This window comes from Flavobacterium sediminilitoris, from assembly GCF_023008245.1.
GTDB classification, from domain to species: domain Bacteria; phylum Bacteroidota; class Bacteroidia; order Flavobacteriales; family Flavobacteriaceae; genus Flavobacterium; species Flavobacterium sediminilitoris.
On sequence record NZ_CP090145.1, the window covers coordinates 2,733,298 to 2,757,724 of the forward strand.

23 protein-coding genes are annotated in these 24,427 nt (G+C 27.4%); 9 read left to right on the top strand and 14 right to left on the bottom strand.

Annotation, left to right across the window (positions count from 1 at the left end):
* Positions 1 to 61: 61 nt before the first annotated feature.
* Positions 62 to 1,525, top strand: a complete 1,464-nt coding sequence (locus LXD69_RS12470; RefSeq protein ID WP_246915656.1) for a lipopolysaccharide biosynthesis protein — start codon at positions 62 to 64, stop codon at positions 1,523 to 1,525.
* A gap of 92 nt (positions 1,526 to 1,617) precedes the next feature.
* Here the strand turns inward: LXD69_RS12470 and LXD69_RS12475 are convergent, their stop codons facing one another.
* The 3 genes from LXD69_RS12475 to LXD69_RS12485 all read right to left on the bottom strand — a co-directional run bounded on the left by LXD69_RS12475 (position 1,618) and on the right by LXD69_RS12485 (position 3,117).
* On the bottom strand, positions 1,618 to 2,298 hold the full coding sequence (locus LXD69_RS12475; RefSeq protein ID WP_246915657.1) for a hypothetical protein: 681 nt from the start codon (positions 2,296 to 2,298) through the stop codon (positions 1,618 to 1,620).
* A 202-nt stretch (positions 2,299 to 2,500) separates the two neighbouring features.
* Positions 2,501 to 2,827, bottom strand: a complete 327-nt coding sequence (locus LXD69_RS12480; RefSeq protein ID WP_045967450.1) for a CCC motif membrane protein — start codon at positions 2,825 to 2,827, stop codon at positions 2,501 to 2,503.
* Between the two features lie 14 nt (positions 2,828 to 2,841).
* Positions 2,842 to 3,117, bottom strand: a complete 276-nt coding sequence (locus LXD69_RS12485) for a DUF2752 domain-containing protein (protein WP_045966817.1) — start codon at positions 3,115 to 3,117, stop codon at positions 2,842 to 2,844.
* Between the two features lie 93 nt (positions 3,118 to 3,210).
* Between LXD69_RS12485 and LXD69_RS12490 the strand changes: the two genes are divergently transcribed.
* Both LXD69_RS12490 and LXD69_RS12495 read left to right on the top strand, forming a co-directional pair.
* Complete coding sequence (locus LXD69_RS12490; protein WP_246915658.1) at positions 3,211 to 3,390, top strand: hypothetical protein; 180 nt, start codon at positions 3,211 to 3,213, stop codon at positions 3,388 to 3,390.
* A complete protein-coding gene (locus tag LXD69_RS12495) occupies positions 3,380 to 3,937 on the top strand; it encodes a Smr/MutS family protein (protein WP_045966821.1) in 558 nt (185 codons plus the stop codon). Before LXD69_RS12490 ends, LXD69_RS12495 begins: the two co-directional genes overlap by 11 nt.
* Positions 3,938 to 3,967: 30 nt before the next feature.
* Here the strand turns inward: LXD69_RS12495 and LXD69_RS12500 are convergent, their stop codons facing one another.
* Positions 3,968 to 4,501, bottom strand: a complete 534-nt coding sequence (locus LXD69_RS12500; RefSeq protein ID WP_246915659.1) for a hypothetical protein — start codon at positions 4,499 to 4,501, stop codon at positions 3,968 to 3,970.
* 109 nt (positions 4,502 to 4,610) lie between these two features.
* Here LXD69_RS12500 and LXD69_RS12505 point away from each other — a divergent pair, with 109 nt between their 5' ends.
* A complete protein-coding gene (locus LXD69_RS12505) occupies positions 4,611 to 6,365 on the top strand; it encodes an MFS transporter (protein WP_246915660.1) in 1,755 nt (584 codons plus the stop codon).
* Between the two features lie 18 nt (positions 6,366 to 6,383).
* Here LXD69_RS12505 and LXD69_RS12510 read toward each other — a convergent pair whose 3' ends face one another.
* From LXD69_RS12510 to tsaD, 9 genes are all read right to left on the bottom strand, one after another.
* The gene (locus tag LXD69_RS12510; protein WP_235270876.1) at positions 6,384 to 6,956 is read right to left on the bottom strand and encodes a hypothetical protein; all 573 of its coding nucleotides are present in this window, start codon (positions 6,954 to 6,956) and stop codon (positions 6,384 to 6,386) included.
* Positions 6,957 to 6,958: 2 nt separating this feature from the next.
* Positions 6,959 to 8,140, bottom strand: coding sequence for a THUMP-like domain-containing protein (locus tag LXD69_RS12515; protein WP_246915661.1), 1,182 nt, complete (start codon positions 8,138 to 8,140; stop codon positions 6,959 to 6,961).
* On the bottom strand, positions 8,140 to 9,228 hold the full coding sequence (locus LXD69_RS12520) for an AI-2E family transporter (protein ID WP_246915662.1): 1,089 nt from the start codon (positions 9,226 to 9,228) through the stop codon (positions 8,140 to 8,142). The genes LXD69_RS12515 and LXD69_RS12520 overlap by 1 nt, the downstream gene beginning before the upstream one ends.
* 68 nt (positions 9,229 to 9,296) lie before the next feature.
* Positions 9,297 to 10,247 (bottom strand): zinc metalloprotease, encoded by a 951-nt coding sequence (locus LXD69_RS12525; protein ID WP_246915663.1) that lies wholly within the window; start codon positions 10,245 to 10,247, stop codon positions 9,297 to 9,299.
* Between the two features lie 365 nt (positions 10,248 to 10,612).
* On the bottom strand, positions 10,613 to 11,563 hold the full coding sequence (locus LXD69_RS12530; RefSeq protein ID WP_246915664.1) for a zinc metalloprotease: 951 nt from the start codon (positions 11,561 to 11,563) through the stop codon (positions 10,613 to 10,615).
* 291 nt (positions 11,564 to 11,854) lie between these two features.
* The gene (locus LXD69_RS12535; RefSeq protein ID WP_045971705.1) at positions 11,855 to 12,805 is read right to left on the bottom strand and encodes a zinc metalloprotease; all 951 of its coding nucleotides are present in this window, start codon (positions 12,803 to 12,805) and stop codon (positions 11,855 to 11,857) included.
* A gap of 231 nt (positions 12,806 to 13,036) precedes the next feature.
* Positions 13,037 to 13,678: a DUF4159 domain-containing protein gene (locus LXD69_RS12540; protein ID WP_246915665.1), complete on the bottom strand. Its 642-nt coding sequence runs from the start codon at positions 13,676 to 13,678 to the stop codon at positions 13,037 to 13,039.
* 4 nt (positions 13,679 to 13,682) lie between these two features.
* Positions 13,683 to 14,387 carry a 16S rRNA (uracil(1498)-N(3))-methyltransferase gene (locus LXD69_RS12545; RefSeq protein ID WP_246915666.1) on the bottom strand — a complete coding sequence of 235 codons (705 nt, stop codon included), beginning with the start codon at positions 14,385 to 14,387 and terminating at the stop codon, positions 13,683 to 13,685.
* Between the two features lies 1 nt (position 14,388).
* The gene (gene tsaD, locus LXD69_RS12550) at positions 14,389 to 15,408 is read right to left on the bottom strand and encodes a tRNA (adenosine(37)-N6)-threonylcarbamoyltransferase complex transferase subunit TsaD (RefSeq protein ID WP_394799729.1); all 1,020 of its coding nucleotides are present in this window, start codon (positions 15,406 to 15,408) and stop codon (positions 14,389 to 14,391) included.
* Between the two features lie 179 nt (positions 15,409 to 15,587).
* Between tsaD and LXD69_RS12555 the strand changes: the two genes are divergently transcribed.
* From LXD69_RS12555 to LXD69_RS12575, 5 genes are all read left to right on the top strand, one after another.
* The gene (locus LXD69_RS12555) at positions 15,588 to 20,009 is read left to right on the top strand and encodes a translocation/assembly module TamB domain-containing protein (RefSeq protein WP_246915667.1); all 4,422 of its coding nucleotides are present in this window, start codon (positions 15,588 to 15,590) and stop codon (positions 20,007 to 20,009) included.
* 134 nt (positions 20,010 to 20,143) lie between these two features.
* Positions 20,144 to 21,130 (top strand): 6-phosphofructokinase, encoded by a 987-nt coding sequence (gene pfkA, locus LXD69_RS12560; RefSeq protein ID WP_246915668.1) that lies wholly within the window; start codon positions 20,144 to 20,146, stop codon positions 21,128 to 21,130.
* Positions 21,131 to 21,166: 36 nt separating this feature from the next.
* Positions 21,167 to 22,177 (top strand): type I glyceraldehyde-3-phosphate dehydrogenase, encoded by a 1,011-nt coding sequence (gene gap, locus LXD69_RS12565; protein WP_246915669.1) that lies wholly within the window; start codon positions 21,167 to 21,169, stop codon positions 22,175 to 22,177.
* A 166-nt stretch (positions 22,178 to 22,343) separates the two neighbouring features.
* Positions 22,344 to 23,195 (top strand): N-acetylglucosamine kinase, encoded by an 852-nt coding sequence (locus LXD69_RS12570; RefSeq protein WP_045971694.1) that lies wholly within the window; start codon positions 22,344 to 22,346, stop codon positions 23,193 to 23,195.
* Positions 23,196 to 23,235: 40 nt separating this feature from the next.
* A complete protein-coding gene (locus LXD69_RS12575) occupies positions 23,236 to 23,628 on the top strand; it encodes a methylglyoxal synthase (RefSeq protein ID WP_045971691.1) in 393 nt (130 codons plus the stop codon).
* 259 nt (positions 23,629 to 23,887) lie between these two features.
* Here the strand turns inward: LXD69_RS12575 and LXD69_RS12580 are convergent, their stop codons facing one another.
* Positions 23,888 to 24,409, bottom strand: a complete 522-nt coding sequence (locus tag LXD69_RS12580; protein WP_246915670.1) for a GNAT family N-acetyltransferase — start codon at positions 24,407 to 24,409, stop codon at positions 23,888 to 23,890.
* Positions 24,410 to 24,427 lie beyond the last annotated feature (18 nt).

The following is a 24,427-nucleotide window of genomic DNA, read 5'->3' on the forward strand; positions in this document are numbered from 1 at the left end:
TCTTTTGTTTTAAAGTATTATTTTTGAAGTCTTGTACTTAGATATAAATCCTAAAAATTTTATGGGAATAGTAATTAATCAATCTATAAAAAACACTATAATAACTTACATTGGTTTTGCTATTGGAGCATTGAATACCTTGTTTATGTATGTGCAATTCCTTGGTGATACATATTATGGTTTAGTGGGATACATTCTTTCAGCAGCTAATATAATGATGCCTTTAATGGCTTTTGGAGTACATAATACATTAGTTAAATTTTATAACGAATTTGAAACTGAAAAACAAAAATCGCAGTTTCTTACCTTCATTTTGTTTTTACCTTTTATTTTAATTATTCCATTTTCATTAATTGGGTATTTTGGATATCATCAAATAGCTTCACTTTTATCTAAAAAGAATTTTATAGTTTATGATTATGTATGGCAAATTCCAGTAATCGCTTTATGTATGGGCTATTTTGAAATTTTTTATGCTTGGGTAAAAGTACATTTGCAATCTGTTTTTGGGAATTTTATTAAAGAAGTTTTCCTTCGAATATTAATTACAATATCACTTTTGGCTGTTTATTATAATTTTATAACACCTATTCAATTTGTATTTGCTTTAATGGGAATTTATCTAACAATGACAATTATAATGAAGTTATATGCTTTAAGAGTTAAAATGCCTTCATTTCAATTGGTTATTCCAAAAAATGTAAAAGCAATTATTTGGTATTGTATCTTTATTATTTTATCTGGAAGTGTAGCAAATTTACTATTAGAAATTGATAAGTTTATGTTGAATTTCTATATTAAAATTGAAAATATAGCATATTATTCGGTAGCCATTTTTATCGCAACAGTCATTGCAGTTCCAAGTAGAGCAATGCACCAAATTACTTATCCAATTACAGCAAAATTAATGAGTGAAAATAAACACGATGATTTAAATAATTTATATAAAAAAACATCTATAACCTTGCAAATTATAGGTGGTCTTATATTTATAGGCATCATTCTTAATATTCATGAATTATATAAAATAATGCCTGCTGATTATTCTGAAGGTATTTTTGTGGTTTTTGTAATAGGATTATCTAAATATTTCGATTTAATTTTAGGGAATAATAATGCCATTATTTTTAATTCTAAATATTTTAGTGCGGTTTTAATTTTAGGGTTATTATTGATAGGTGTTACAATTTCACTAAATATAGTTTTTATTCCAAAATTCGGAATAAAAGGAGCTGCTTTTGCTACATTAATTTCAATAACATTATATAGTTTATCAAAATTACTTTTTGTTGTTTTTAAAATGAAGTTGTATCCATTTACAATAGCTACTCTTAAATCGTTTGCTCTTTTAATAGTCACTTTTGTATTGTTTTATTTTTGGGATTTCGGATTTAATCCTGTTTTAAATATCGTATTAAAATCAATTTTAATAACCGCTTTTTATTTAGGATTATCATACTATTTGAAATTATCTTCAGATATAAATTATATTATAAATAGTGTTTTTAAGAAAATTAGAAATTAAAAATCCTGCTTCGCATTTCTGCTTCACAGGATTTTAACAAACTAAACCAACTAAACTATTTTATGAAATTTTTATTCTAAATTAACTAAACTCTATTTTTTTAATTCCTTTATATCTTCTTTAGACATTTTTGTTTTTGTACCATCTTGACGATAGTAGTAGTAATCATTTTCGTTATCATTTGATCCATTTCCATATTCATAATGATTAGTTGCTTGATAATGATTGTTACTTTGGTAGCTGTTTGAACGATTTGAAGCGTTTACAAAACCTACTATATTTATAATACAACCATGTCTGTCATACATTATTCTTAAACCACCTATTTGTGAAAGAGCAAAACTATTATATCTCATATATACAGATCCAATTCTTTTTACTCTACCTGTACTATCATAATTTATAAATACATTTCCAACTCTTCTAACTCGTCCCATATAATCATGTTCAATTTTTGTACCATTATTTCTTGGACTGTTATAGTAAGTATTTCCCCTTGTACGAACGCCAGGTGCTCCATACGTTCTGTTTACATTTCTTCTTGAATAAATTCCAGATGAAGTTGTTTCAACAGTATTAAAATCAAGTTCTCCATTTGGAAAAACATAAAATTCAATTCCTCTTTCCATAAAAACAATTGGTTCTGCAAATCGGTAATCTACAGGAGGATAAACTCTATTAACATCATCAAAAACCTTTTTTTCTGATGCTTTTGCAGAACTAAATCCTAAACTTAAAACTGCAATAACTAATAGTTGAGTAATTTTTTTCATAACACATCAATTTAAGGTTAAACTTTCAACATTCAGTAGAATTAATTTTCTAATGATGTTGCTCGATTAGTTATAAACAATTTGTGTGCCAAAAAAATAAAATTAATTTTATTTCTATTTATGTTTTTGATTATCAGGTGTTTATTTGTAATAAAAAAATCCAGCATATAGCTGGATTTCTTTTAAATTATATATTGAAAAATTATCTGTTTTGCATTTCCTCAATCATTCTCATAAGTTTTTCGTTTGATTCTGCATATTTACCAGTTGCTATAAGGTATATTAAATAGATAACAAAAACAGCACTAATTGCTAAACTAACTATGTTAACAATTTTCCAAGTGTTTAAAGAGCCAAGACTATATTGTTCAGGATTTGCATAATATAATTTTTCTGATTGATTAGCTAAATATAATCCAATGGCAGATAATACTAACCCAAGTATTCCATTTGTACAGCAACAGCCAATGAATGATAAAATTCCTAAGATCATTACAGCTTGTTCATTTGGTAATTTTTGTTTTTCCATAATTATAGTTTTTATTAATTGTTTATTTTTATCAGGTAAGAAGTAATCATTATAATTCCATTTATAATAGCAAACCATTTTATATAAGAAGTATATTTTCTTGATTTATCAATAAAATGTAATGAAATGAATAAAAAGAATGGAATAAGTGTATAAATAGCTGGATACATTTTAAAAGCAGCAATAAATTCTCCTTTTAATATCAAAATAAATGCTCTTTGAGTACCACAACCTAAACATTCAACACCAAAAAGTGTTTTACTAAAGCAAGGAATCATATATTCTTCCATAATTTGTAAAAAATTTATACAAGTTTACAAAAAATAATAATGTAAAAAAACTAGCTTTTATTTTTTAGTTTATATTTGAAGAAATAAAATAAAATGACAAAATTTTTATATGTAGTATTATTTTTTGCTTTTGGAATATTTGCATTGTATGAACAATCGCAACCAGAACCAAATAAATTTTTAATGATTGGATCATTAGTTATCTTTATGGTTGGACTCTACAAGATAATGAATAAAATTCCAAGTAAAAACGATAGTGAAGATGATGAATAATTTTGAAATAGGGGATAAGGTTTCAGTTATTGATGATGCAATTGATGGTGTAGTTCTGAAAATAAATAATAATGAAATTACAATAACGACAAATGATGACTTTGTTTTAACTTATAAAAAAGAAGAATTAGTTAAAATCAATAAAGAATCATTGACGAATCTATTTTCTTCAAAAAATGTTTCCCAAGTATTATCAGAAAAAGCAGAACCTATAAAACGCTCTTTTACTAAAGAGAAAAAATCAAAGAAAGAAGATTTTGTTTTAGAAGTGGATTTACACATAGAAAAATTAGTTCCTTCTAAAAAAGGATTGTCTAACCATGAAATTTTGAATATTCAAATGGATACAGCAAAAGGACAACTAGAATTTGCAATAAGAAATAGAATGCAAAAATTAGTTTTCATACATGGAGTAGGAGAAGGAGTTTTAAAATCTGAACTAGAATTTTTGCTAGGACGATACGAACAAGTGAGTTTTCAAGAAGCTAGTTTTCAGAAATATGGTTTTGGTGCAACAGAAATATATATCAAACAAAATATAAGATAATAAAACAAAACAAATTGTTGTCTTGTTTTATTATATGTCTATTCTATAATCTCCAAAAATGTAGCTTGAAAAGCTAAATGAATTATCACTACTTGAAAAATTTACATTCGTAAATGTAATATTGTGAATATGTGCAATAACTTCATTTGTATTTGGATCTCTAACTTCATTTGTTTCTACAGAGATTGTTCCACCAGTAGCTACCCATTCTTTAGCTACAGTAGGAGACGAAACAGGAATAGTAGAACAAACAGTTGATCTTGATACTGTTCCAGTATATTTTCTATAAATTACTTGACTATTTGAATTAATTGAAACAGTTCTAGGTCCAGCATCTCCAGTTTCTTCGGGTATAAAAAGTGTATTATAGCTTGTGTTTAATAAATTAATTAATAATAATTCATCATTTTTTGTTTTAAACAATAAATTTTCTTCTAATAAATCATTTGCATCGCAATCTAAAATAGTTTGACCTTCAAAATTAAAAGATTCTAAAGTTATATCTCCATCATCACAAGATGTTAAAAGTACCAAAATAGATAGTATAGAAAATAGTTTTCTCATTATTTAATAATTTTAGCAAATTTAAACGAATAATTTTATATTTGACAAAATCTTTACAATTTCATAAAATAGAATATCTTTAATTTTTTATAATCTAACAACGCAACCTATGGATACTAATCTTACAAAAACCAATTATCCTGCTTTATATACACTTATTACGGTTTTCTTTTTTTGGGGATTTATAGCGGCAGGAAATAGTATTTTTATTCCATTTTGTAAAGATTATTTTTCGTTAGATCAATTTCAATCTCAATTAGTAGATTTTGCATTTTATACAGCTTATTATATTGGAGCTTTGTTGTTATTTGCTTTTGGAAATGTAAATGGAAAAGATATAGTAGGGAAATGGGGTTATAAAAAAAGTATTGTTTATGGTTTGTTATTTTCAGCATTAGGAGCAGGAGCTATGATTATTGCTGTAGAAGCAAGTGTTTATGTAGGAATGTTGGTAGGATTATTTATAGTAGCTCTTGGTTTTTCACTACAACAAACAGCAGCAAATCCGTTTGCAATTTTATTAGGAAACCCAAAAACAGGTGCTAGTAGAGTAAATCTTGGTGGCGGAATTAACTCATTTGGAACTACTATTGGACCAATAGTTGTTGCTTTAGCATTGTTTGGAACTACAGCTTCAGTCTCAGATGAGCAAATTAAAGCTTTAGAGTTAAATAAAGTAGTGTTATTATATATAGCAGTCGGGCTTTTATTTGTTGCAGCAGCAGCATTGTTTTATTTTTCTAAAAAAGTACCAAGTGGAATTGTTAGTGAACCAATAGAAAAAGCGAATAAAGCATTAAAAACTTTAATTGTTATGACTATTTTATTGGGAGCTATGTTTACACCAATATTTCAAAGTTATAAAAGTGATGAAGCGATAGCTATTGTTAAATTGGAAAAACAATTAAACGAATTAAAGAAAAACTTAAAAGAAGCTAAAACGAGTGAAGTTAATGACATTGTTTTAATAGAAAATGAAATAAAAACGATTAAAGAGCCATTAGAACAAGAAAGAATGTTATGGCTTTCGGGTGCTTTATTAGTTATTTTGGGAGGCATATTATTTTCTTATACATCTGCAAGAAAAAAAGCAGAAGGTTGGGGTGCTATGCAATATCCTCAATTAGTATTGGGAATGTTAGCAATCTTTACCTATGTTGGAGTAGAAGTAGCTATTGGAAGTAATTTAGGAGAACTATTAAAATTAGAGGAGTTTGGAAGCATGCAATCGTCAGATATTGCTCCTTATATTTCTATGTATTGGGGAAGTTTAATGATTGGTCGTTGGGCTGGAGCAATAAGTGTTTTTAATTTAACAGGAACTAAAAAAACGATCGCATTGATAATTGTTCCTTTAATTGCATTTGCAATAATTTTAGGTGTTAATATTATTTCAGGAAAAGATATGAAACCATTGTATTATTATGTTTTATGTGTTTTTGCTCAGATTATGGCTTTCTTTTTAAGTAAAGACAAACCAGCTCGTACTTTAATTATCTTTGGACTATTTGGTGTTATAGCTATGTTAGTTGGACTTTTTTCAACAGGAATTGTTGCAATTTATGCTTTTCTAGCAGGTGGATTAGCATGTAGTATTATGTGGCCATCGATCTTTAGTTTATCAATTATTGGATTAGGAAAATATACATCGCAAGGATCTGCTTTTTTAATTATGATGATTTTAGGAGGAGGAATTATACCTCCTATCCAAGGAAAATTATCTGATATTATAGGAATTCATCAATCTTATATTGTAGCTGTTATTTGCTTTGCATATTTAACATTATTTGCTGTTTTAGTAAAAGGGATTTTGAAAAAACAAAACATTGATGTTGATGTAATAGAAACTGAAGCTAGTCATTAAGAAAAAATAGAGTACTTTTTATTCAACGCAATGTAAATTTTCTATAAAATATTTATTTGGATGAAAAGTACTTTTTAATAGTTCAGATTGAATTTCTTTTTCAATTACATAATCTTTTGATCCTCCTAAATATTGAATTCTCATTAAACTAATAGGAGAGCGTTTCAATTCTTCATAATTTGTTTTAGTAAAAACAAAATAACCTGTTATAATTCTAATATTACTTTTATCTTCTTCATTATATGCAAGAGCAGAGCAAACATCTTCATTTGCACTTAAAAGACTTATAATTTTACCGTTTTCTAATTGTACAATTATTCTTGAAGATTTATTTAAACAGTTTGTAGTAATAAAATCCTGACTTTTTTGAATTTGCTGAATTATTAATGTAGGAACTCCATTATTATTCATTAAACTAAACTGTAAAAACTCTCTAGAGCTACCAAAGACTTTCTCATAAATTAATTCTTTAGGTAATATTTTAACAGATGTAGAGTCTGTTTTTTCCTCATATTCGTATGTACATGTTTTTGTCTGAGCAAAATGCATAAAAGGAATTAGTATAAACAAGTAAATTAAATTTTTCATCATTTTTATATTTTAGAGCAAAGTAAGATTATTTTATCGTTATTAATGTTTGTTGTAAAAAAAGCAAAAACTGTTCCACCATCTTTAATTTTATATTTTTTCTTTATTTCTTCAGGTTTTAATGGGAAATTTCGTGTTGATACATTCATTTTCGAATTCACAATTTCATCTTTAATTTCTTTCTTTTGAAAAGGAATTATTTTATTAACCTTAAAAGACCTTCCTGGAAAAGAAATTTTGTTATTTGAAGTGTATAAATGAGAATGTTGATGTAATTTATTAACACTAAAAATTTCAGATATAGCATTAAAATTTCCAGATTTTAAAAGAGCAGCATTTGGTTCGTATAGATAAAGTTCAGGTAATGAAAAAGTAGCTAAATAAGTTTTGTTGAAAATTGTTTTGATACTCGAAACAGTGTCTTTTTCAATATTTGTAGCAATTAAGGTTATCTCTCCTATGTAGTCTTTCTCAATTTCCCAAAGTAATTCTTTTACCTCATTTTCAATTGCAACAATATGAATATTTTTAACAAATTGTAATTCAGATAAACCAGCTTGAATATCTAATATTGGAGCTGTTTTAATTAAAATAAAAGAAGTATATTTAAAATAAAAATCTAATAATTTAGGAACATTTGGCTCACAATCTTCCAAAAGAAAAACTTTTCCTTTTTTATCATTCCGTCTAGAAGGATCAATATATATGCAATTAAAAGTTGTATTTAAATTTTCTAATATTGTTGAGCTATTACCAGAAAAGCATTCAATATTTTTTTTATTTAATTGTGTATAATTATGTTTTACAATAGTTGAAAGTTCATCGTTTATCTCACAATGAAAAACTTCTTCAAAAGAATTTGAAAAGTAATAATCATCTATTCCAAAACCGCCAGATAAATCAATCAATTTTTTTCCTTTAATGATTGATGCTTTGTATTTTGCAGCTTTTTCAGATGAAGTTTGTTCAATTGATATTTTTGAAGGATATATAATATTTTTTGTAGCAAACCAAGTGGGTAATTTTTCTTTTGCTTTTTGTTTTGCTGCAATCTGATTTATTATTTCAGGATATTCAATAGAAGTAAAAAAATTTTTTTGTAAGGCAAGTTTATTTACATTATTATCGATATTCTGAGTAATGAAATCCTGAACTTCATTATTTAATAATAATTCTATGTTATTCATTAAATATTTTTAGTTAAAGCTTTTATAATTCTATTATCAGGTAGAAATTCTTTCCCAATTACTTTTAAAGCAGTATAACTTGGAACAGCAATAATCATTCCTGTTACACCAAATAAAATCCCTGAACATAAAATGACTAAGAAAATTTCTAATGGATGCGATTTTGTACTTTTTGAAAAGATGATAGGTTGACTGATATTATTATCAATTAATTGAACAATAAACATTCCTATTAACACATAAAGAGTTGTTGGTAAAGTTTCATTTATAAAATCCTGACCAATTCCACTTATCATTATTAATATTGAAGCTACTATTATACCAAGTAAAGGACCTAAATATGGAATAATATTTAAAATAGCACAAAGTAATGCAATAATAAAGGCATTCTCAATACCAAATATCAAGAAAACAATTAAATACAGAACTAATATTATAAATAATTGTATAAGTAAACCAATAAAATATCTAGAAAGAAGATGTTGAATTTTATCTATTGATATTAAAATTTTATTTTTTTGATTCCTTGGTAAAACGAATTTAAATATTTTAAATGCTTGGTCTTTTTCTTTTAAAAGGAAAAAAGAGATGAAAAGAACAGAAGCTAAACCCATTCCAAAATTCCCTACAAGATTTATAATACTATTAAAAATATCTGGAATAAAATTAAAATTGATTTTTGAAGTAATATCAGAAGTAGATATTAATTGTTTAAAATTAATATTATGAGATTCTAAATAAGTGTCAATATTACTAATTATTTCATTATAACTGTTTTCTAATGTATTTATATCTAAAAGAGATAAATTATCACCTTGAGAAATTAAAAGAGGAACAAATAATAATATAAAGCTAATAATAAAAAGGATGAAAAGAATAAGTGTCGTGATTACAGCTAATGTGCTTTTAAATTTTAATTTCAACTTTAAAAACTCTACTAAAGGGTTTGCTATTAAAGAAAAAACAACTGATACAACACAATATACTATTAATGTGGATAGTTTGTAGCATAAAAAGAGAGTAAATGAAACTCCTGCTAAAATAAATATAGTCCTTAATAATCCGTTTGATAATTCTTTTGAAGTCATAAATCAAAAGTATAAAAAAACTCGCTATTTCAAAGCGAGTTTTTATTTATTAAAATATTTTTTCTAATTTATCTAAATGAGGCTCTTGGTCCTGAAGTTGAAAAAGTAGCTAAAATTCTGCTTTTTTGTCCGTTAGAAAACATATACATTCCTCTATCATCAGTATAATCCATATAATTCATATACATTTCTAAAGGCGTTCCAGAGCATGTACTTCTATGTCCTACAGCAGGAACACCATAATTTGCAGTATTATGTACTGGAGTGTCGCTCACTAAGTCATTTCCACAAGTTGTATCACCCCAAATATGACGTAAATTCATCCAATGTCCCACTTCGTGAGTTCCTGTTCTACCTAAGTTAAATGGGTAAGTTGCAGTTCCTGTAGTTCCAGTATATCTAGAATCAGCTACAACACCATCAGTTGCTGATGAGCCACCAGGAAATTGTGCATATCCTAAAATTCCACCACCTATTGTGCATATCCAATAGTTTAATTTTGTAGTAGGAGAAGTAGGAGCAATACCACCTGTACTTGTTTTTTTCATGGCATCATTTGTTCCCCAAGATGTTTTAGTAGTAGATTTTCTAATAACTCTATCTAAAACAAAACGAATTCCTACATTAGCTCTTACGCTGCTATATGGATTATTTGCAGTATTATAATCTGAATTTTGAGCATTAAAATCTTTGTTTAATACATCAATTTGAGATTGTAATTGCGCTTGCGAAATATTTTCTGCTGAAGTTCTATAAAGAACATTAAATACAACAGGAATTTCTAATACACCATTTACTATTCTACCTTGAGTAATAGCATTATCAATTTTTGATTCAATTTCTGCCATTCTGCTTGCTAAAGTAGGGTCTTCTTTTAATTGTCTGTCAAGAACGTCATGAGAAGCACAACCTCTATGAGCAGTTGTATTTGCTTCTGGTGTGTCTGTAATTGTGTTTTCTTCATTGTTACATGAAATCATAAGCAATAAAGCTGCTGCTGATAATAAGAATTTTTTCATAATGTTAATTTGTTTGGTTGTTGAATTGTTATTAACATTGCAATTATATGATGAAAAAATTATGTTTTTAACTAAAATATAGAATTAAATGTGTTTTTTTATAATTATTTTTTCTATATAATTGTTTTTTTAGTTATTTGATAAAATTAACATGAAAATTCTTCTTGATTCTTACAAAAAAAGAAAAATCTAGTTATAGAAAAGACCTGTTTTGGTAATATTGATATTTTTTATGTATATATAGTTAAAATCAAAATTTTATTTTTAAAGGGAAATATGTTTAAAATAATTTCTTTTTTAAATCTAAAAAAGTCGTCTAAAAAACTGTTTTAGACGACTTTTAATATTAAGTTGTTTAAACTTTCTTATCTAAATGAAGCTCTTGGTCCTGTAGGAGAAAAAACAGCTAACATTCTGTTTTTTTGTCCATTAGAAAACATATACATTCCTCTGTCATCAGTATAATCCATATAATTCATATACATTTCTAAAGGCGTTCCAGAACATGTACTTCTATGTCCTACAGCAGGAACACCATAATTTGCAGTATTATGTACTGGAGTGTCGCTCACTAAGTCATTTCCACAAGTTGTATCACCCCAAATATGACGTAAATTCATCCAATGTCCTACTTCGTGAGTTCCTGTTCTACCTAAGTTAAAAGGATAAGTTGCAGTTCCTGTAGTTCCAGTGTATCTAGAATCAGCTACAACACCATCAGTTGCTGATGAGCCACCAGGAAATTGTGCATATCCTAAAATTCCACCACCTATTGTACATATCCAATAGTTTAATTTTGTAGTAGGAGAAGTAGGAGCAATACCACCTGTACTTGTTTTTTTCATAGCATTATTTGTTCCCCAAGATGTTTTAGTAGTAGATTTTCTAATGACTCTATCTAAAACAAAGCGGATTCCTACATTAGCTCTTACACTACTATATGGGTTGTTAGGAGTGTTATAATCTGAATTTTGAGCATTAAAATCTTTGTTTAATACATCAATTTGAGATTGTAATTGCGCTTGCGAAATATTTTCTGCTGAAGTTCTATAAAGAACATTAAATACAACAGGAATTTCTAATACACCATTTACTATTCTACCTTGAGTAATAGCATCATTAATTTTTGATTCAATTTCTGCCATTCTGCCTGCTAAAGAAGGATCTTCTTCTAGTTGTTTTTCAAGAACATCATGAGAAGCACAACCTCTATGAGTAATTGTATTTGCTTCTGGTGTGTCTGTAATTGCGTTCTCTTCATTGTTACATGAAATCATAAGCAATAAAGCTGCTGCTGATAATAAAACTTTTTTCATAATAACTTGTTTAAATGTTTGTAAATTGTTTGATATTTAGTTGATAACTATACAATATTACTGTTTTTGTGCTTTAAAATCAAAAAAACTGTTAATTTGTTGAAAAAAGTATATTTTTTATGTAATTATTTGAATTTAAAATGATTAAAATGTTTGTTTTATTGTTTTTAATTTATTTTTATAAAGTGAATTTTCAATAAAACTTGTGACAATGAAATATAGTTTAAAAATTTAAAAGCCATCTAAAAAATGTTTTAGATGGCCTTTGGTTTAATTTGTTATTTTAAATATTTATCTGAATGAAGCCCTTGGTCCTGAAGGAGAAAAAACAGCTAGCATTCTGTCTTTTTGGTCATTAGAAAACATATACATTCCTCTGTCATCAGTATAATCCATATAATTCATATACATTTCTAAAGGCGTTCCAGAACATGTACTTCTATGTCCTACAGCTGGAACACCGTAATTTGCAGTATTATGAGTTGGAGTGTCATTTACTAAATCATTTCCGCAAGTTGTATCACCCCAAATATGACGTAAATTCATCCAGTGACCTACTTCGTGCGTTGCAGTTCTACCTAAGTTAAAAGGATAAGTTGCAGTTCCAGTAGTTCCAGTATATTTTGAATCTAATACAACACCATCAGTTGCTGATGAACCTCCTGGGAATTGTGCATACCCTAATATACCACCTCCAATTGTACAAACCCAAATATTCAATTTTGTAGTAGGAGATGTAGGGTCTATTCCACCTCTTTTTGATTTTTTCATTACGTCTCTAGTTCCCCAAGATGATTTGTTTGTAGATTTTCTATTTACAGCATCAAGTACAAAACGAATCCCTACATTGGCTCTTACATCACTATACGGATTATTTGCAGTGTTGAAATCTGAGTTTTGAGCATTAAAATCTTTATTTAAAACGTCAATTTGAGATTGTAATTGAGCATCTGAAATGTTTTCTGAAGAAGTTCTGTATAAAACATTGAATACAACTGGAATTTCAAGTACTCCATTCACTATTCTTCCTTGTGTTATAGCGTTTTTTGTTTTAAGTTCAATTTCAGCCATTCTACCTGATAAAGTAGGATCTTCTTTTAATTGTCTGTCAAGAACGTCATGTGAAGCGCATCCTCTATGAGCAATCGCATTTGCTTCTGGAGAATCTGTAACTGTGTTTTCTTCATTGTTACATGAAACCATGAGTAATAAAATTGTAGTTGATAATAAAAAATTTTTCATAATGGTTAATTGTTTTTGATTATTGATACAATTTTATAACAAAAAAACGTATTATGTTTATTTTTTATGTAAAAATATTAAATAAAAGTTAATTTTTTAATATTTAACATGTAATTTCTGTTTTTTATTAAGATTGTCGGGTAAATTAAGAACTTGTGTGCTTAATTTAAAGAGGATGGAATGATAAATATCTTAAAAAAAACCGTTTCAAAACGGTCTCTTTTTTTAAGATTAATTTTTGAAAACATAATTTAGAATATTTGCTCCCATTTTTAATGCTTTTTCTCTTACTGAAATAGGATCATTGTGAACTTCTTCATCTTCCCAACCGTCTCCTAAATCTGATTCAAAAGTATAAAGCAATACTAATCTGTTTTCTATAAAGAGACCAAAAGCTTGAGGTTTCTTATTATTGTGTTCATGAATTTTAGGAAGACCATTAGGGAAATTATATGGTGCTTTAAAAATTTCATGACTATTTGGTAATTCAACTAGATTGTTGTTTGGAAATAATTTTTGAATTTCTTTTCTAATAAATTCATCCATTCCATAGTTGTCATCAATATGTAGAAAACCACCAGAAGTTAAATAGTTTTTTAGATTTTCTAAGTCATTTGGACTAAAAACAACATTGCCATGTCCAGTCATGTGAATAAAAGGATATGAAAAAATATCACTACTTCCTGCTTCAACAGTTGCAATTTTATTGTTAATATTTGTATTGATGTTTTGATTACAAAATGTAGCTAAATTAGGTAATGAAGTAGGGTTTGAATACCAGTCTCCACCACCAGAATATTTTAAAACAGCAATTTCCTGTGAGAATCCTATGTTTAAAAAAAATAGAATACTAATAAAAAATATTTTATTCATTGTTTTATTCGTTTATTAAGGCTACTGTATGGCAAGCAACTAATGCAGCGGTTTCTGTTCTTAATCTAGTTTTTCCTAATGTTACAGGTGTAAAATTTTTATGAAGTGCAAGTTGAATTTCTTTTAAAGAAAAATCGCCTTCAGGACCAATTAAAATTACTATTTTTTCATTTGTTTTAATAATATTTTTAAAAGACTTCCTGTCTTGTTCTTCACAATGAGCAATATATTTTATACCTTCAAAATCTTTTTCTAAAAAATCACTAAAGCGGATAGGTTCATTTACTTTTGGAAGATAATATTGTAAAGATTGTTTCATAGCAGACTGTATGATTTTTTCGGCTCTGTCAATCTTGTATACTTTTCTTTCAGAATGTTCACAAATAATAGGAGTGATTTCATGAATTCCAATTTCAGTTGCTTTTTCTAAAAACCATTCAAATCGATCATTTATTTTGGTTGGAGCAACTGCAATATGTAATTGATAATTTGTAGGATTAAAAAATTGAGTTTCAATTATTTTTACTTCACATTTTTTATCAGAAGCAATCGTTATTTCTGAAATGAATAAATAACCTAATCCGTTTGAAATGTGAATAATATCACTTTCTTTTTTTCTTAATACTTTGACAATATGTTTACTCTCTTCTTTGTCGAAAATAAAGTGTTTGTCTTCTTTTTTTATATATGGGTTGTAAAATAATTGCATATTAAAATTCTATTCGAGCTTTAGAAACTGTAGTGTTTTTGCTGAAATTATTTTCAAGGAAATTATAATAACCTACAATTCCTATCATGGCAGCATTATCAGTTGTATATTCAAATTTTGGAATATAGGTTTTCCAACCGTATTTTTTTTCAGTTTCTTTTAGTGTTTTTCTTATCCCAGAATTAGCAGAAACACCACCTCCAATTGTTACTTGATTTATTCCTGTTTCTTTTACTGCAATTTTTAGTTTATCCATTAAAATTTCAATTATAGTGTCTTGTATTGAAGCACAAATATCATTTCTATTTTCCTCTATAAAGTTAGGATTAATTGCAGTATTTTTTTGTATAAAATATAAAATTTGTGTTTTTAATCCGCTAAAACTAAAATTTAAACCTTCTACTTTTGGTTTAGTAAATTTAAAAGCTTTTGGGTTTCCTTCTTGTGCATATTTGTCTATTAATGGTCCACCAGGATAGGGAAGACCTAATATTTTTGCAGACTTATCAAAAGCTTCACCAACAGCATCATCAGTAGTTTCTCCAATAATTTTTAAATCAAAAAAACTGTTTACTTGTACAATTTGAGTATGTCCTCCACTTATTGTAAGTGCTATAAAAGGAAAAGTGGGTTTATCAAATCCTTCTTCATCAATAAAATGGGCTAAAATATGTGCTTTCATATGGTTTACTGCAATCAAAGGAATGTTTAAAGCCATGCTCATTGATTTTGCGAAAGAGCCTCCTACTAGTAATGAACCCATTAATCCAGGTCCTTGAGTAAAAGAAATACAATTTAGTTCTTCTTTTGAGATTCCTGCTTTTTTTATTGCAACATCTACAACAGGGACAATGTTTTGTTGATGAGCTCTTGAAGCTAACTCAGGAACAACACCTCCATATTCTTTGTGTATAGCTTGTTGAGCTACAATATTTGAGAGAACTTTATCATTACATAATACTGCTGCGGAAGTATCATCGCATGAGCTTTCAATAGCAAGAGTGTATATTTTTTTTTTCATTATTAAAAAAGGCATGAAATTTGAGTTAACGCTATTGTAATTGTCTTACAAAAATGCTTATTTTTGTTGTTAATCCATCAAGTAGCAGTCAACCACGCAAATTTAAACCTTTTTAGAGTATCAAAAAATTAAAAAAAATATTCTTTCGAACATTATTGTTTTTATTGCTTCTTCTTCTAGTGTCGGGCATACTCTTGTCATTACCTCCTGTTCAAACATTTATAGGTAGATATGTAACTGAAAAACTGAATGAAGATTTTGGAACTAATATTAGTATCGATAGAATTGCAATTACGCCTTTTGGTACAGTAAAATTAAGAGAAGTTCTAGTAAGAGACCATCATAAAGATACTTTGTTCTTTATTAAAAGAGTTAATACATCTATTTTAAGTATAAAAAGTTTATATAATGATGGACATCCATATTTGGGAGATGTTATTTTAGATGGTTTTAATTGTAAAATTACTCAGTATAAAGGAGAAGATTATACCAATATAGATAAGTTTATTGAAGCTTTTGATGATGGTTCTCCTTCATCTGGAAAGTTTAGAATGAAAACTAGTTTAATGGTTGTTTATAATAGTAGATTTAGATATACAAATCAAAATTTAGAAACACCAAAAATTTTAGATTTTCAAAATCTTAATGGACAAATTGAAAAGTTTTTCATTAAAGGTCCAGATGTAACAACTTATATTAAGACACTTTCGTTTAAAGATTATAGAGGATTATCTGTAGAAAACCTTACATCAAATTTTACTTATACTAAAAAAAACATATTATTAGATAATTTAGATTTAACTACGGCAGAATCTGTAATGAAAGGGAAGGTTGAATTAAAATATAAAAGAAAAGATTTTTCAGATTTTAATAATAAAGTGATTTTTGATGTTCAGATGGATAAAGCACATATTTCATCTAATGACTTAAATTATTTTTATAACGAATTTGGAAAAGATAATGTTTTCAATATTGATACGCATCTTTTAGGAACTTTAAATAATTTTACAACACATAAATTAAAGTTAAGTGATAAAAATCATTCTGAAATAAATGGAACTATTAATTTTAAAAATTTGTTTAATAAAAACGAATCTTTTTATATAAATGGAGAGTTTACCAAAATAACATCAGATTATGAAGATTTAAAAGTGATTTTGCCTAATATATTAGGTAAAAGTTTACCTACTTCACTTTCAAAATTAGGAAAAGTTTCACTAAATGGAAATGTAGAATTGACAGATAGCTATATAAATTCAGATGTCTTTATTACGTCTGTTCTAGGAAATATTCAAAGTAATCTTTCAATTCAAGATATGGGAAATATCGATAATGCAACCTATCAAGGAAATGTTATTTTCGATAATTTTAATTTAGGTAAATTTTTAAATGAGAGTGAAATAGGAGAAGTTACGCTTAATTTAGATGTAGATGGAAAAGGATTTAATAAGCAATATTTAAATACTAAAGTAAAAGGTAAAATTGATAAATTTTATTATAATAAATATAATTATCAAAACATTACAGTTGATGGTAAGATGAAAATGCCATACTTTGAGGGTTACTTTAATAGTAATGATCCAAATTTAAAAATGGATTTTGATGGACTTGTTGATTTAGGTTCAAAAGTTAAAAATTATAATTTCAAAGCGCATATTGATTATGTAGATTTACACGCACTACACTTTTCTAAAATTGACACAATTTCTATCTTTAAAGGAAATATATTCTTTTTAGCAAAAGGAAACACATTAGACGATTTAGATGGATCACTAAGAGTTACAAATGTTTCATATCAGAATAATTTAGATAGCTACTTTTTTGATGATTTTGAATTGAATTCAAGTTTTGACTCCGAAAGAATTAGAACGATAACAATTAATTCACCAGATATTATTACAGGTAAAGTAGTAGGAAAATATAAAATTAATCAAGTAAGAAAAATAATAGAAAATGCAGTAGGAAGTTTATATGCGAATTATTCTCCAAACAAATTACAAAAAGGACAGTTTTTAGATTTTAATTTTACAATTTATAATAAAATAGTAGAAATATTCATTCCACAAATTTCTATTTCCGAAAACACGAAAATTAAAGGTAAAATTAATGCCGATTTAGGAAAATTTGATTTTGATTTTAGTTCGCCAAATGTAATAGCGTTCGAAAATAATTTTACAAATATTAAAGTTGATATAGATAATAAAAATCCGTTATATAACACTTATATAGAAATGGATAGTATTCGATCTAAATATTATAAGATATCAAATTTTAATTTGATTAACTTAACAATGAATGATACACTGTTTGTTAGAACAGAGTTTAAAGGAGGAAACAATAATAATGATGATTTCTCTTTGAACTTATATCATACAATAGATGAAAATAAAGAATCTGTAATCGGATTTAAAAAATCTGAAGTTAAGTTTAAGGACTATTTATGGTTTATAAATGAAAAAGAGAATAATGACAATAAAATAGTTTTCGATAAAAGCTTTAAGAATTTTAAATTTCAAAAATTTAGATTATCTCATGAAAATCAGAATATGGATTTCCATGGAGAAATGAGAGATTCAACATATAAAAATTTTAATTTAACATTTAACGATGTCGATTTAAATAAAATAACACCTTCATTAGATAGTATTAGTATTGATGGAAGACTAAATGGATTTGCTAAGTATGAACAAGATAATAATTTTCATAAACCATTGTCAGATATAAGAATTGATAGTCTTAAAATTAATAAATATCCTGTTGGCGATTTATATGTTCTTGTTGAAGGAAATGAAAATTTAAATAGATTTGGAGTAGATTCTTATATTGTTCAAAGAGGAGATGAAAGATTCTACTTAAACGGAAATATAGAATATAACGATAAAAAATCAGTGTTAAATATGGATGCAGGTTTTAATGCTTTTGATTTAGCACCATTTGGTTCATTGATAGGAAATGTACTCACAGATGTAAGAGGAGATGCAACAGGTAATGCCACAATTAGAGGATTGATTACAAAACCAGAGATTGATGGAAGATTATATTTAAATAATGCAGGACTAAATGCACCTTATCTAAATGTTGATTATAATTTTGAAAAAAATGCTATTGTAGATGTAACAGAACGTGAATTTCTATTTAGAAGCATTGCTATTACAGATACAAAATTTAATACGCAAGGAATTTTAAATGGTTATGTTAAGCATAATGCTTTTTCAGATTGGGAATTAAACCTTGAATTAAAATCAGATAATATTTTAGGATTAAATACAAAAGATTCTGAAGATGCATATTATTATGGAACTGCTTTTATGAAAGGAAAAGCAAACATAAGCGGACCAGTAGAATCATTATTAGTAAAAGTTGTTGGAGAATCAGAGAAAGGAACATCTATAAAAATACCAGTGAGTAATTCAGAAGATGTAGGACAAAAAGCGTATATGACTTTTATAAGAGAAGAAGATTTAAATAAAACATCAATTGATAAATTAAGAAAAAACAAATACAATGGTATTGAATTAGATTTAGATTTTGATATTGATACAGATGCAGAAATCGAAGTAATTCTAGATAGAGAATCAGGGCATGCTATGAAAGGCAGAGGATATGGATCTATGAAAATGGAAATAAATACTCTAGGTAAGTTTTTAATGTATGGAGATTTCCAAGTTCAAGAAGGAGAATATAATTTTAAAAAAGCAGGACTATTTGATAAAAAATTCTATGTTAAAAAAGGAAGTACTATAAGATGGGAAGGAGATCCATTAGGAGCAATTTTAAATCTTGAAGCGATCTATGAAACTCAAGCAAATCCATCTGTGTTAATTGAAAGCTCATCTTTTAATACTAATAGAAAATTACCTACAGAAGTATCTATTATAATTAATGGAAGTTTAAGTAATCCTGAACCAGATTTTAATATTAATTTTCCAACAGTAAGTAGTGTTCTTAAAAGTGAAATAGATTATCGATTGCAGAATAAAGATGTACGTCAAAATCAAGCATTTGCTTTATTAGCATTTGGATCTTTTACAACTCCTGAAAATGCTGGAAATGTAGCTTATGGATCATTATTTGAAACAGCAAGTTCATTATTTAATGATATCTTCTCGGATCAAGATGCAAAATTACAAGTAGGTGTAGATTATAGCCAAGGAGACAGAATTAATCAAATATCAGATAGAGTAGGACTTACATTGAGTACACAAATTAATGATAAAATTTCTATAAATGGAAAAGTAGGAGTTCCAGTAGGTGGTGTAACAGAATCAGTACTAGTTGGAGACGTAGAAATTCAAATGCAATTAAATGAAGATGGTTCATTGAGAGCAAGAGTATTTAATAGAGAAAATGATATTAATTATATAGGAGAAGGAATTGGTTACACACAAGGAATTGGTTTAAACTATTCCGTAGATTTCGATACATTTAAAGAATTGATTAGAGAGATTTTTAAAAAAAATAAAAAGAAAAAAACAGAAAATAATTCTTCAAACGATTTTCCAGATTCTGATATAGATCCAGAATTTTTAGAATCAATTAATAACAGAAGAAATAAAATTCAAAAAGCTCCAGAAGATCAAAAAGTTCCAGAAATAGATTAATTTACTGTTTTTTATATTAAAAACTAAAAAGTTATTAACGAAAACGATTGAATTTTAGTATTAAATTCAATAACTGTTAAAAATAGTTACAAATTCCATTTTCCTTTTCTAAATTTACAATAAATAAATAATAAATGACATCAAACATTAAAAAGATAGGTGTCCTCACATCTGGAGGAGATTCACCAGGAATGAATGCAGCAATACGCTCAGTTGTAAGAACCTGTGCTTTTCACAATATAGAATGTTTAGGTATATATAGAGGCTATCAAGGTATGATTGAAGGCGATTTTAAAGAATTAGGACCTAGATCTGTTAATAATATAATTAATAAAGGAGGAACCATTTTAAAATCAGCTAGATCAAAAGAATTCATGACAGTTGAAGGAAGAAAAAAAGCCCATGAGAGCCTTGTTAAAGCAGGAGTAAATGCATTAGTAGTAATTGGTGGAGATGGATCATTTACAGGAGCAGAAGTATTTAATAGTGAATATAATTTTCCTGTAATGGGAATTCCAGGAACCATTGATAATGATATTTTTGGTACAAGTCATACATTAGGATATGATACAGCATTAAACACAGTAGTAGAAGTAATAGATAAAATTAGAGATACTGCCAGTTCACATAACCGTTTATTTTTTGTTGAGGTAATGGGAAGAGATGCAGGACATATTGCTTTAAATACAGGAATTGGAGCTGGAGCAGAAGAAATTCTTATTCCTGAAGAAGATTTAGGACTAGAAAGACTATTAGAATCATTAAAAAGAAGTAAAGAATCAGGTAAATCTTCAAGTATTGTTGTCGTAGCCGAAGGAGACAAAATAGGAAAGAATGTATTCGAATTAAAAGATTATGTAGAAGAAAATTTACCAGAATATGATGTTAGAGTATCTGTTTTAGGTCACATGCAAAGAGGAGGATCACCATCATGTTTTGATAGAGTATTAGCTTCAAGATTAGGCGTAAAAGCAGTCGAATCTATATTAGATGGAAAATCTAATTTCATGGTTGGATTATTAAACGATAAAGTAGCCCTAACACCATTAGAGCAAGCTATAAAAGGCCATACGGCAATAGATACAGAATTATTAAGAGTGTCAGATATAATGACAACATAAAAAATCACATAAAAAGTACAAAATAAATATATAAATATGTCAAAAATAAAATTAGGAATAAACGGATTCGGAAGAATTGGAAGAATAGTATTTAGAGAATCAATAAATAGAGATAATATAAAAGTAGTAGCTATTAACGATTTATTAAATGTAGATCATTTAGCTTATTTATTAAAATATGATTCAGTTCATGGTCGTTTTAATGGTAAAGTAGAAGTTAAAGACGGACAATTATATGTTAATGATAAATATATTCGAGTAACAGCCGAAAAAGATCCAGCACAATTAAAATGGGATGACGCAAATATAGATGTAGACGTAGTTGCAGAATGTACAGGAATTTTCACAACACTTGAAAAAGCACAATTACATATAGATGGTGGAGCAAAAAAAGTAGTCATTTCGGCACCATCTGCCGATGCTCCTATGTTTGTAATGGGAGTTAATCATGATAAAGTAAAAGCGTCAGATAAAATAGTCTCAAATGCATCATGTACAACGAATTGTTTAGCTCCTTTAGCAAAAGTAATTAATGATAATTTTGGAATTGTAGAAGCATTAATGACAACGGTTCACGCAACAACAGCAACACAATTAACAGTAGATGGACCTTCTAAAAAAGATTTTCGTGGAGGAAGAGCAGCTTTATTAAACATTATTCCAGCTTCAACAGGAGCAGCAAAAGCAGTAGGAAAAGTAATTCCAGAATTAAACGGAAAATTAACAGGAATGTCAATGCGTGTGCCAACAGCAGATGTCTCATGTGTAGATTTAACAGTTAAAGTTGCAAAAGAAACAACTTATGATGAAATAATGGCTGTTTTCAAAAAAGCATCAGAAAATGAATTAAAAGGAATCATAGGATATACAGAAGATTTAGTAGTTTCACAAGACTTTGTTTCAGATTCACGTACATCAATTATTGATGCAAACGCAGGAATCGGATTAAATTCTACATTCTTTAAAATAGTATCATGGTATGATAATGAATATGGATATTCATCAAAATTATTAGATTTAGCAGCACATGTAATGGCTGTAAAATAAAATGAATACAACAAAAATCTTACTTAATCCTTATATTTAAGTAAGATTTTTTATTTAAAGCAATTTCCTGCTTTCGCCAGTCGCTTTTTATTTTTAACTTTCAGCCAAAATAAAAGAGCTCCAACAATGGCTTTATCAGGGCTAATTACATAATAAAACTAAAAAAATGAAACTACTTGTAGATAGTGGCTCCACAAAAGCCGATTGGATAGCTATTGACGATAATGGAAAAGTTATTTTTACCACGCAATCTTTAGGGCTAAATCCAGAAGTATTAACTAAAGAAGAAGTTATCGCTAGATTAGAGAATAAATTTGATATTTCTCATAATAAATTAAAAGCAACTCATTTATACTTTTATGGAGCAGGCTGTGGAACAGATAGAATGAAAAACTTTTTAGCAACAGTTTTTGAGGACTATTTTTCAAATGCAATAGTTTCTGTACATGAAGATACTTATGCAGCCGTTTATGCTACTACACCTAAAAACGAAAAAGCAATTGTTTGTATATTAGGAACAGGATCAAATTGTAGTTATTTTGACGGACAAGTACTGCATCAAAAAGTACAATCATTAGGTTACATTGCAATGGATGATTGTAGTGGAAATCGTTTTGGAAGACACTTAATAAGAGGTTATTATTTTAATAACATGCCATTAGAAATGGCAAAAGAATTTGAAAAAGAGTTTAATGTAGATCCAGACTTTATCAAAGCTAACTTATATAAAGAACCAAATCCAAACGCTTATTTGGCAACATTTGCAAAATTTTTAATAAAACATAAAGACACAGATTTTTGTAAAAAATTTATAAAAGAAGAATTACAAGAATTTATAGAAAATTATATCATGCAATTTGAAAATTGCAAAGAAATTCCAGTTCATTTTGTAGGCTCAATCGCTTTTTATTTAAAAGATGAACTTACTGAAATGCTGAAAAAATATGGAATTAGTATAGGTAATGTATTAAGAAGACCTATTGACGGTTTAATAGCATATCATATTTTAAATAAATAAATTTTACCACGTATAAACGTGGTTTTTTTACCTTTGAATTATGGGAAAACAATTTGAAATAGCAGTTATTGCTCACGATGGGAAAAAAGCCGACATGGTACAATTTCTAAACAAGAATAAAAATATCTTATTAGCTGAAAATATAAAACTAATAGCAACAGGAACTACAGGCGGCAGAGTAGAAAGCGTAGGAATTAAAGTAAAAAAAATGCTTTCAGGTCCATTAGGAGGAGATGCTCAAATTGCGGCTAGAGTAGCAGAAGGTAAAACTAAAATGGTTCTATTTTTTAAAGACCCAAACTCAAGTCATGCACATGAACCCGATATTTCTATGTTAATTCGTATTTGCGATGTCCACAATATTCCATTAGCAACAAATGAAGCGACAGCTCAACTTTTGTTATTAGGATTAGATGAAATAAAAAATAGATAATAAATTTAAAATAAAATCTACTCAGCATTCTTTATTTTTTGCATTTTATTCAATCTATAGCTATGTAATAATACCACAATAGTAGAACCAATTAATAATAGGAAGTGTACCTAAAAGTATGTCATAAATAATATATGCAGTACTGGCTAATAAAAAATCTTAATCTTTTTTCTCCATCTAAGTGGAAACATAGATAATAGATTTATTATTAATCCAGACTTAATTAAGTCAGTAAAAAATAATGTCATATTATTGCTTACTATAAAAAGGCTGTATCTAATGTTATTTCAAATAAGCAAATAGGCACATTATGATAATGAGTTGGTAATTTTTCAGAACTTCCAATTTCAGTTATATCTATAAACTTAAAACCATTTTTCACATACATTGTTATTAATCCAGGATTTATTCCAGCAGTATCTAAACGTAATTTGCTTTTTTTATTTTGAACTCCAAATTCTTTAGCCCAATTAATAACCTTAGAAATAACGTTTTGTCCTCTAAATTTTGGATTTGTAGCTATTCTATGAAGATAAACGCTAGGAGTAAGATTTTTTTCTCCCCATATTTCTGGATCAGAAAAAGTAGTTACCCAAACACAAGCAATTTCATTATCAATAACTAATTTCCATTGTCTGTTTTCTATAATTTCCATTTCAATAATTTCTTTTGCTAAAATTTGCCATGGTAAACCTTTTTTGTTTTTTTGATAAGCTATTGCTTCATCATATAATCTTCTGATATCTTCAATGTCATTTACAGTACTATTTTGTATTTTCATTATATTTCTAAATTATTT

What these genes read in the sequence shown, in the direction of transcription:
- LXD69_RS12490 (WP_246915658.1), top strand. Translation starts at nt 3,211, where the DNA reads ATGACAAAATTTTTATATGTAGTATTATTTTTTGCTTTTGGAATATTT.
- LXD69_RS12485 (WP_045966817.1), bottom strand. Translation starts at nt 3,117, where the DNA reads ATGGAAGAATATATGATTCCTTGCTTTAGTAAAACACTTTTTGGTGTT.
- LXD69_RS12570 (WP_045971694.1), top strand. Translation starts at nt 22,344, where the DNA reads ATGAAACTACTTGTAGATAGTGGCTCCACAAAAGCCGATTGGATAGCT.
- LXD69_RS12545 (WP_246915666.1), bottom strand. Translation starts at nt 14,387, where the DNA reads ATGCAATTATTTTACAACCCATATATAAAAAAAGAAGACAAACACTTT.
- LXD69_RS12580 (WP_246915670.1), bottom strand. Translation starts at nt 24,409, where the DNA reads ATGAAAATACAAAATAGTACTGTAAATGACATTGAAGATATCAGAAGA.
- LXD69_RS12540 (WP_246915665.1), bottom strand. Translation starts at nt 13,678, where the DNA reads ATGAATAAAATATTTTTTATTAGTATTCTATTTTTTTTAAACATAGGA.
- LXD69_RS12520 (WP_246915662.1), bottom strand. Translation starts at nt 9,228, where the DNA reads ATGACTTCAAAAGAATTATCAAACGGATTATTAAGGACTATATTTATT.
- LXD69_RS12575 (WP_045971691.1), top strand. Translation starts at nt 23,236, where the DNA reads ATGGGAAAACAATTTGAAATAGCAGTTATTGCTCACGATGGGAAAAAA.
- LXD69_RS12500 (WP_246915659.1), bottom strand. Translation starts at nt 4,501, where the DNA reads ATGAGAAAACTATTTTCTATACTATCTATTTTGGTACTTTTAACATCT.
- LXD69_RS12530 (WP_246915664.1), bottom strand. Translation starts at nt 11,563, where the DNA reads ATGAAAAAAGTTTTATTATCAGCAGCAGCTTTATTGCTTATGATTTCA.
- LXD69_RS12480 (WP_045967450.1), bottom strand. Translation starts at nt 2,827, where the DNA reads ATGGAAAAACAAAAATTACCAAATGAACAAGCTGTAATGATCTTAGGA.
- LXD69_RS12495 (WP_045966821.1), top strand. Translation starts at nt 3,380, where the DNA reads ATGATGAATAATTTTGAAATAGGGGATAAGGTTTCAGTTATTGATGAT.
- tsaD (WP_394799729.1), bottom strand. Translation starts at nt 15,408, where the DNA reads ATGAAAAAAAAAATATACACTCTTGCTATTGAAAGCTCATGCGATGAT.
- LXD69_RS12470 (WP_246915656.1), top strand. Translation starts at nt 62, where the DNA reads ATGGGAATAGTAATTAATCAATCTATAAAAAACACTATAATAACTTAC.
- LXD69_RS12535 (WP_045971705.1), bottom strand. Translation starts at nt 12,805, where the DNA reads ATGAAAAATTTTTTATTATCAACTACAATTTTATTACTCATGGTTTCA.
- LXD69_RS12505 (WP_246915660.1), top strand. Translation starts at nt 4,611, where the DNA reads ATGGATACTAATCTTACAAAAACCAATTATCCTGCTTTATATACACTT.
- LXD69_RS12510 (WP_235270876.1), bottom strand. Translation starts at nt 6,956, where the DNA reads ATGATGAAAAATTTAATTTACTTGTTTATACTAATTCCTTTTATGCAT.
- LXD69_RS12515 (WP_246915661.1), bottom strand. Translation starts at nt 8,140, where the DNA reads ATGAATAACATAGAATTATTATTAAATAATGAAGTTCAGGATTTCATT.
- gap (WP_246915669.1), top strand. Translation starts at nt 21,167, where the DNA reads ATGTCAAAAATAAAATTAGGAATAAACGGATTCGGAAGAATTGGAAGA.
- pfkA (WP_246915668.1), top strand. Translation starts at nt 20,144, where the DNA reads ATGACATCAAACATTAAAAAGATAGGTGTCCTCACATCTGGAGGAGAT.
- LXD69_RS12475 (WP_246915657.1), bottom strand. Translation starts at nt 2,298, where the DNA reads ATGAAAAAAATTACTCAACTATTAGTTATTGCAGTTTTAAGTTTAGGA.
- LXD69_RS12525 (WP_246915663.1), bottom strand. Translation starts at nt 10,247, where the DNA reads ATGAAAAAATTCTTATTATCAGCAGCAGCTTTATTGCTTATGATTTCA.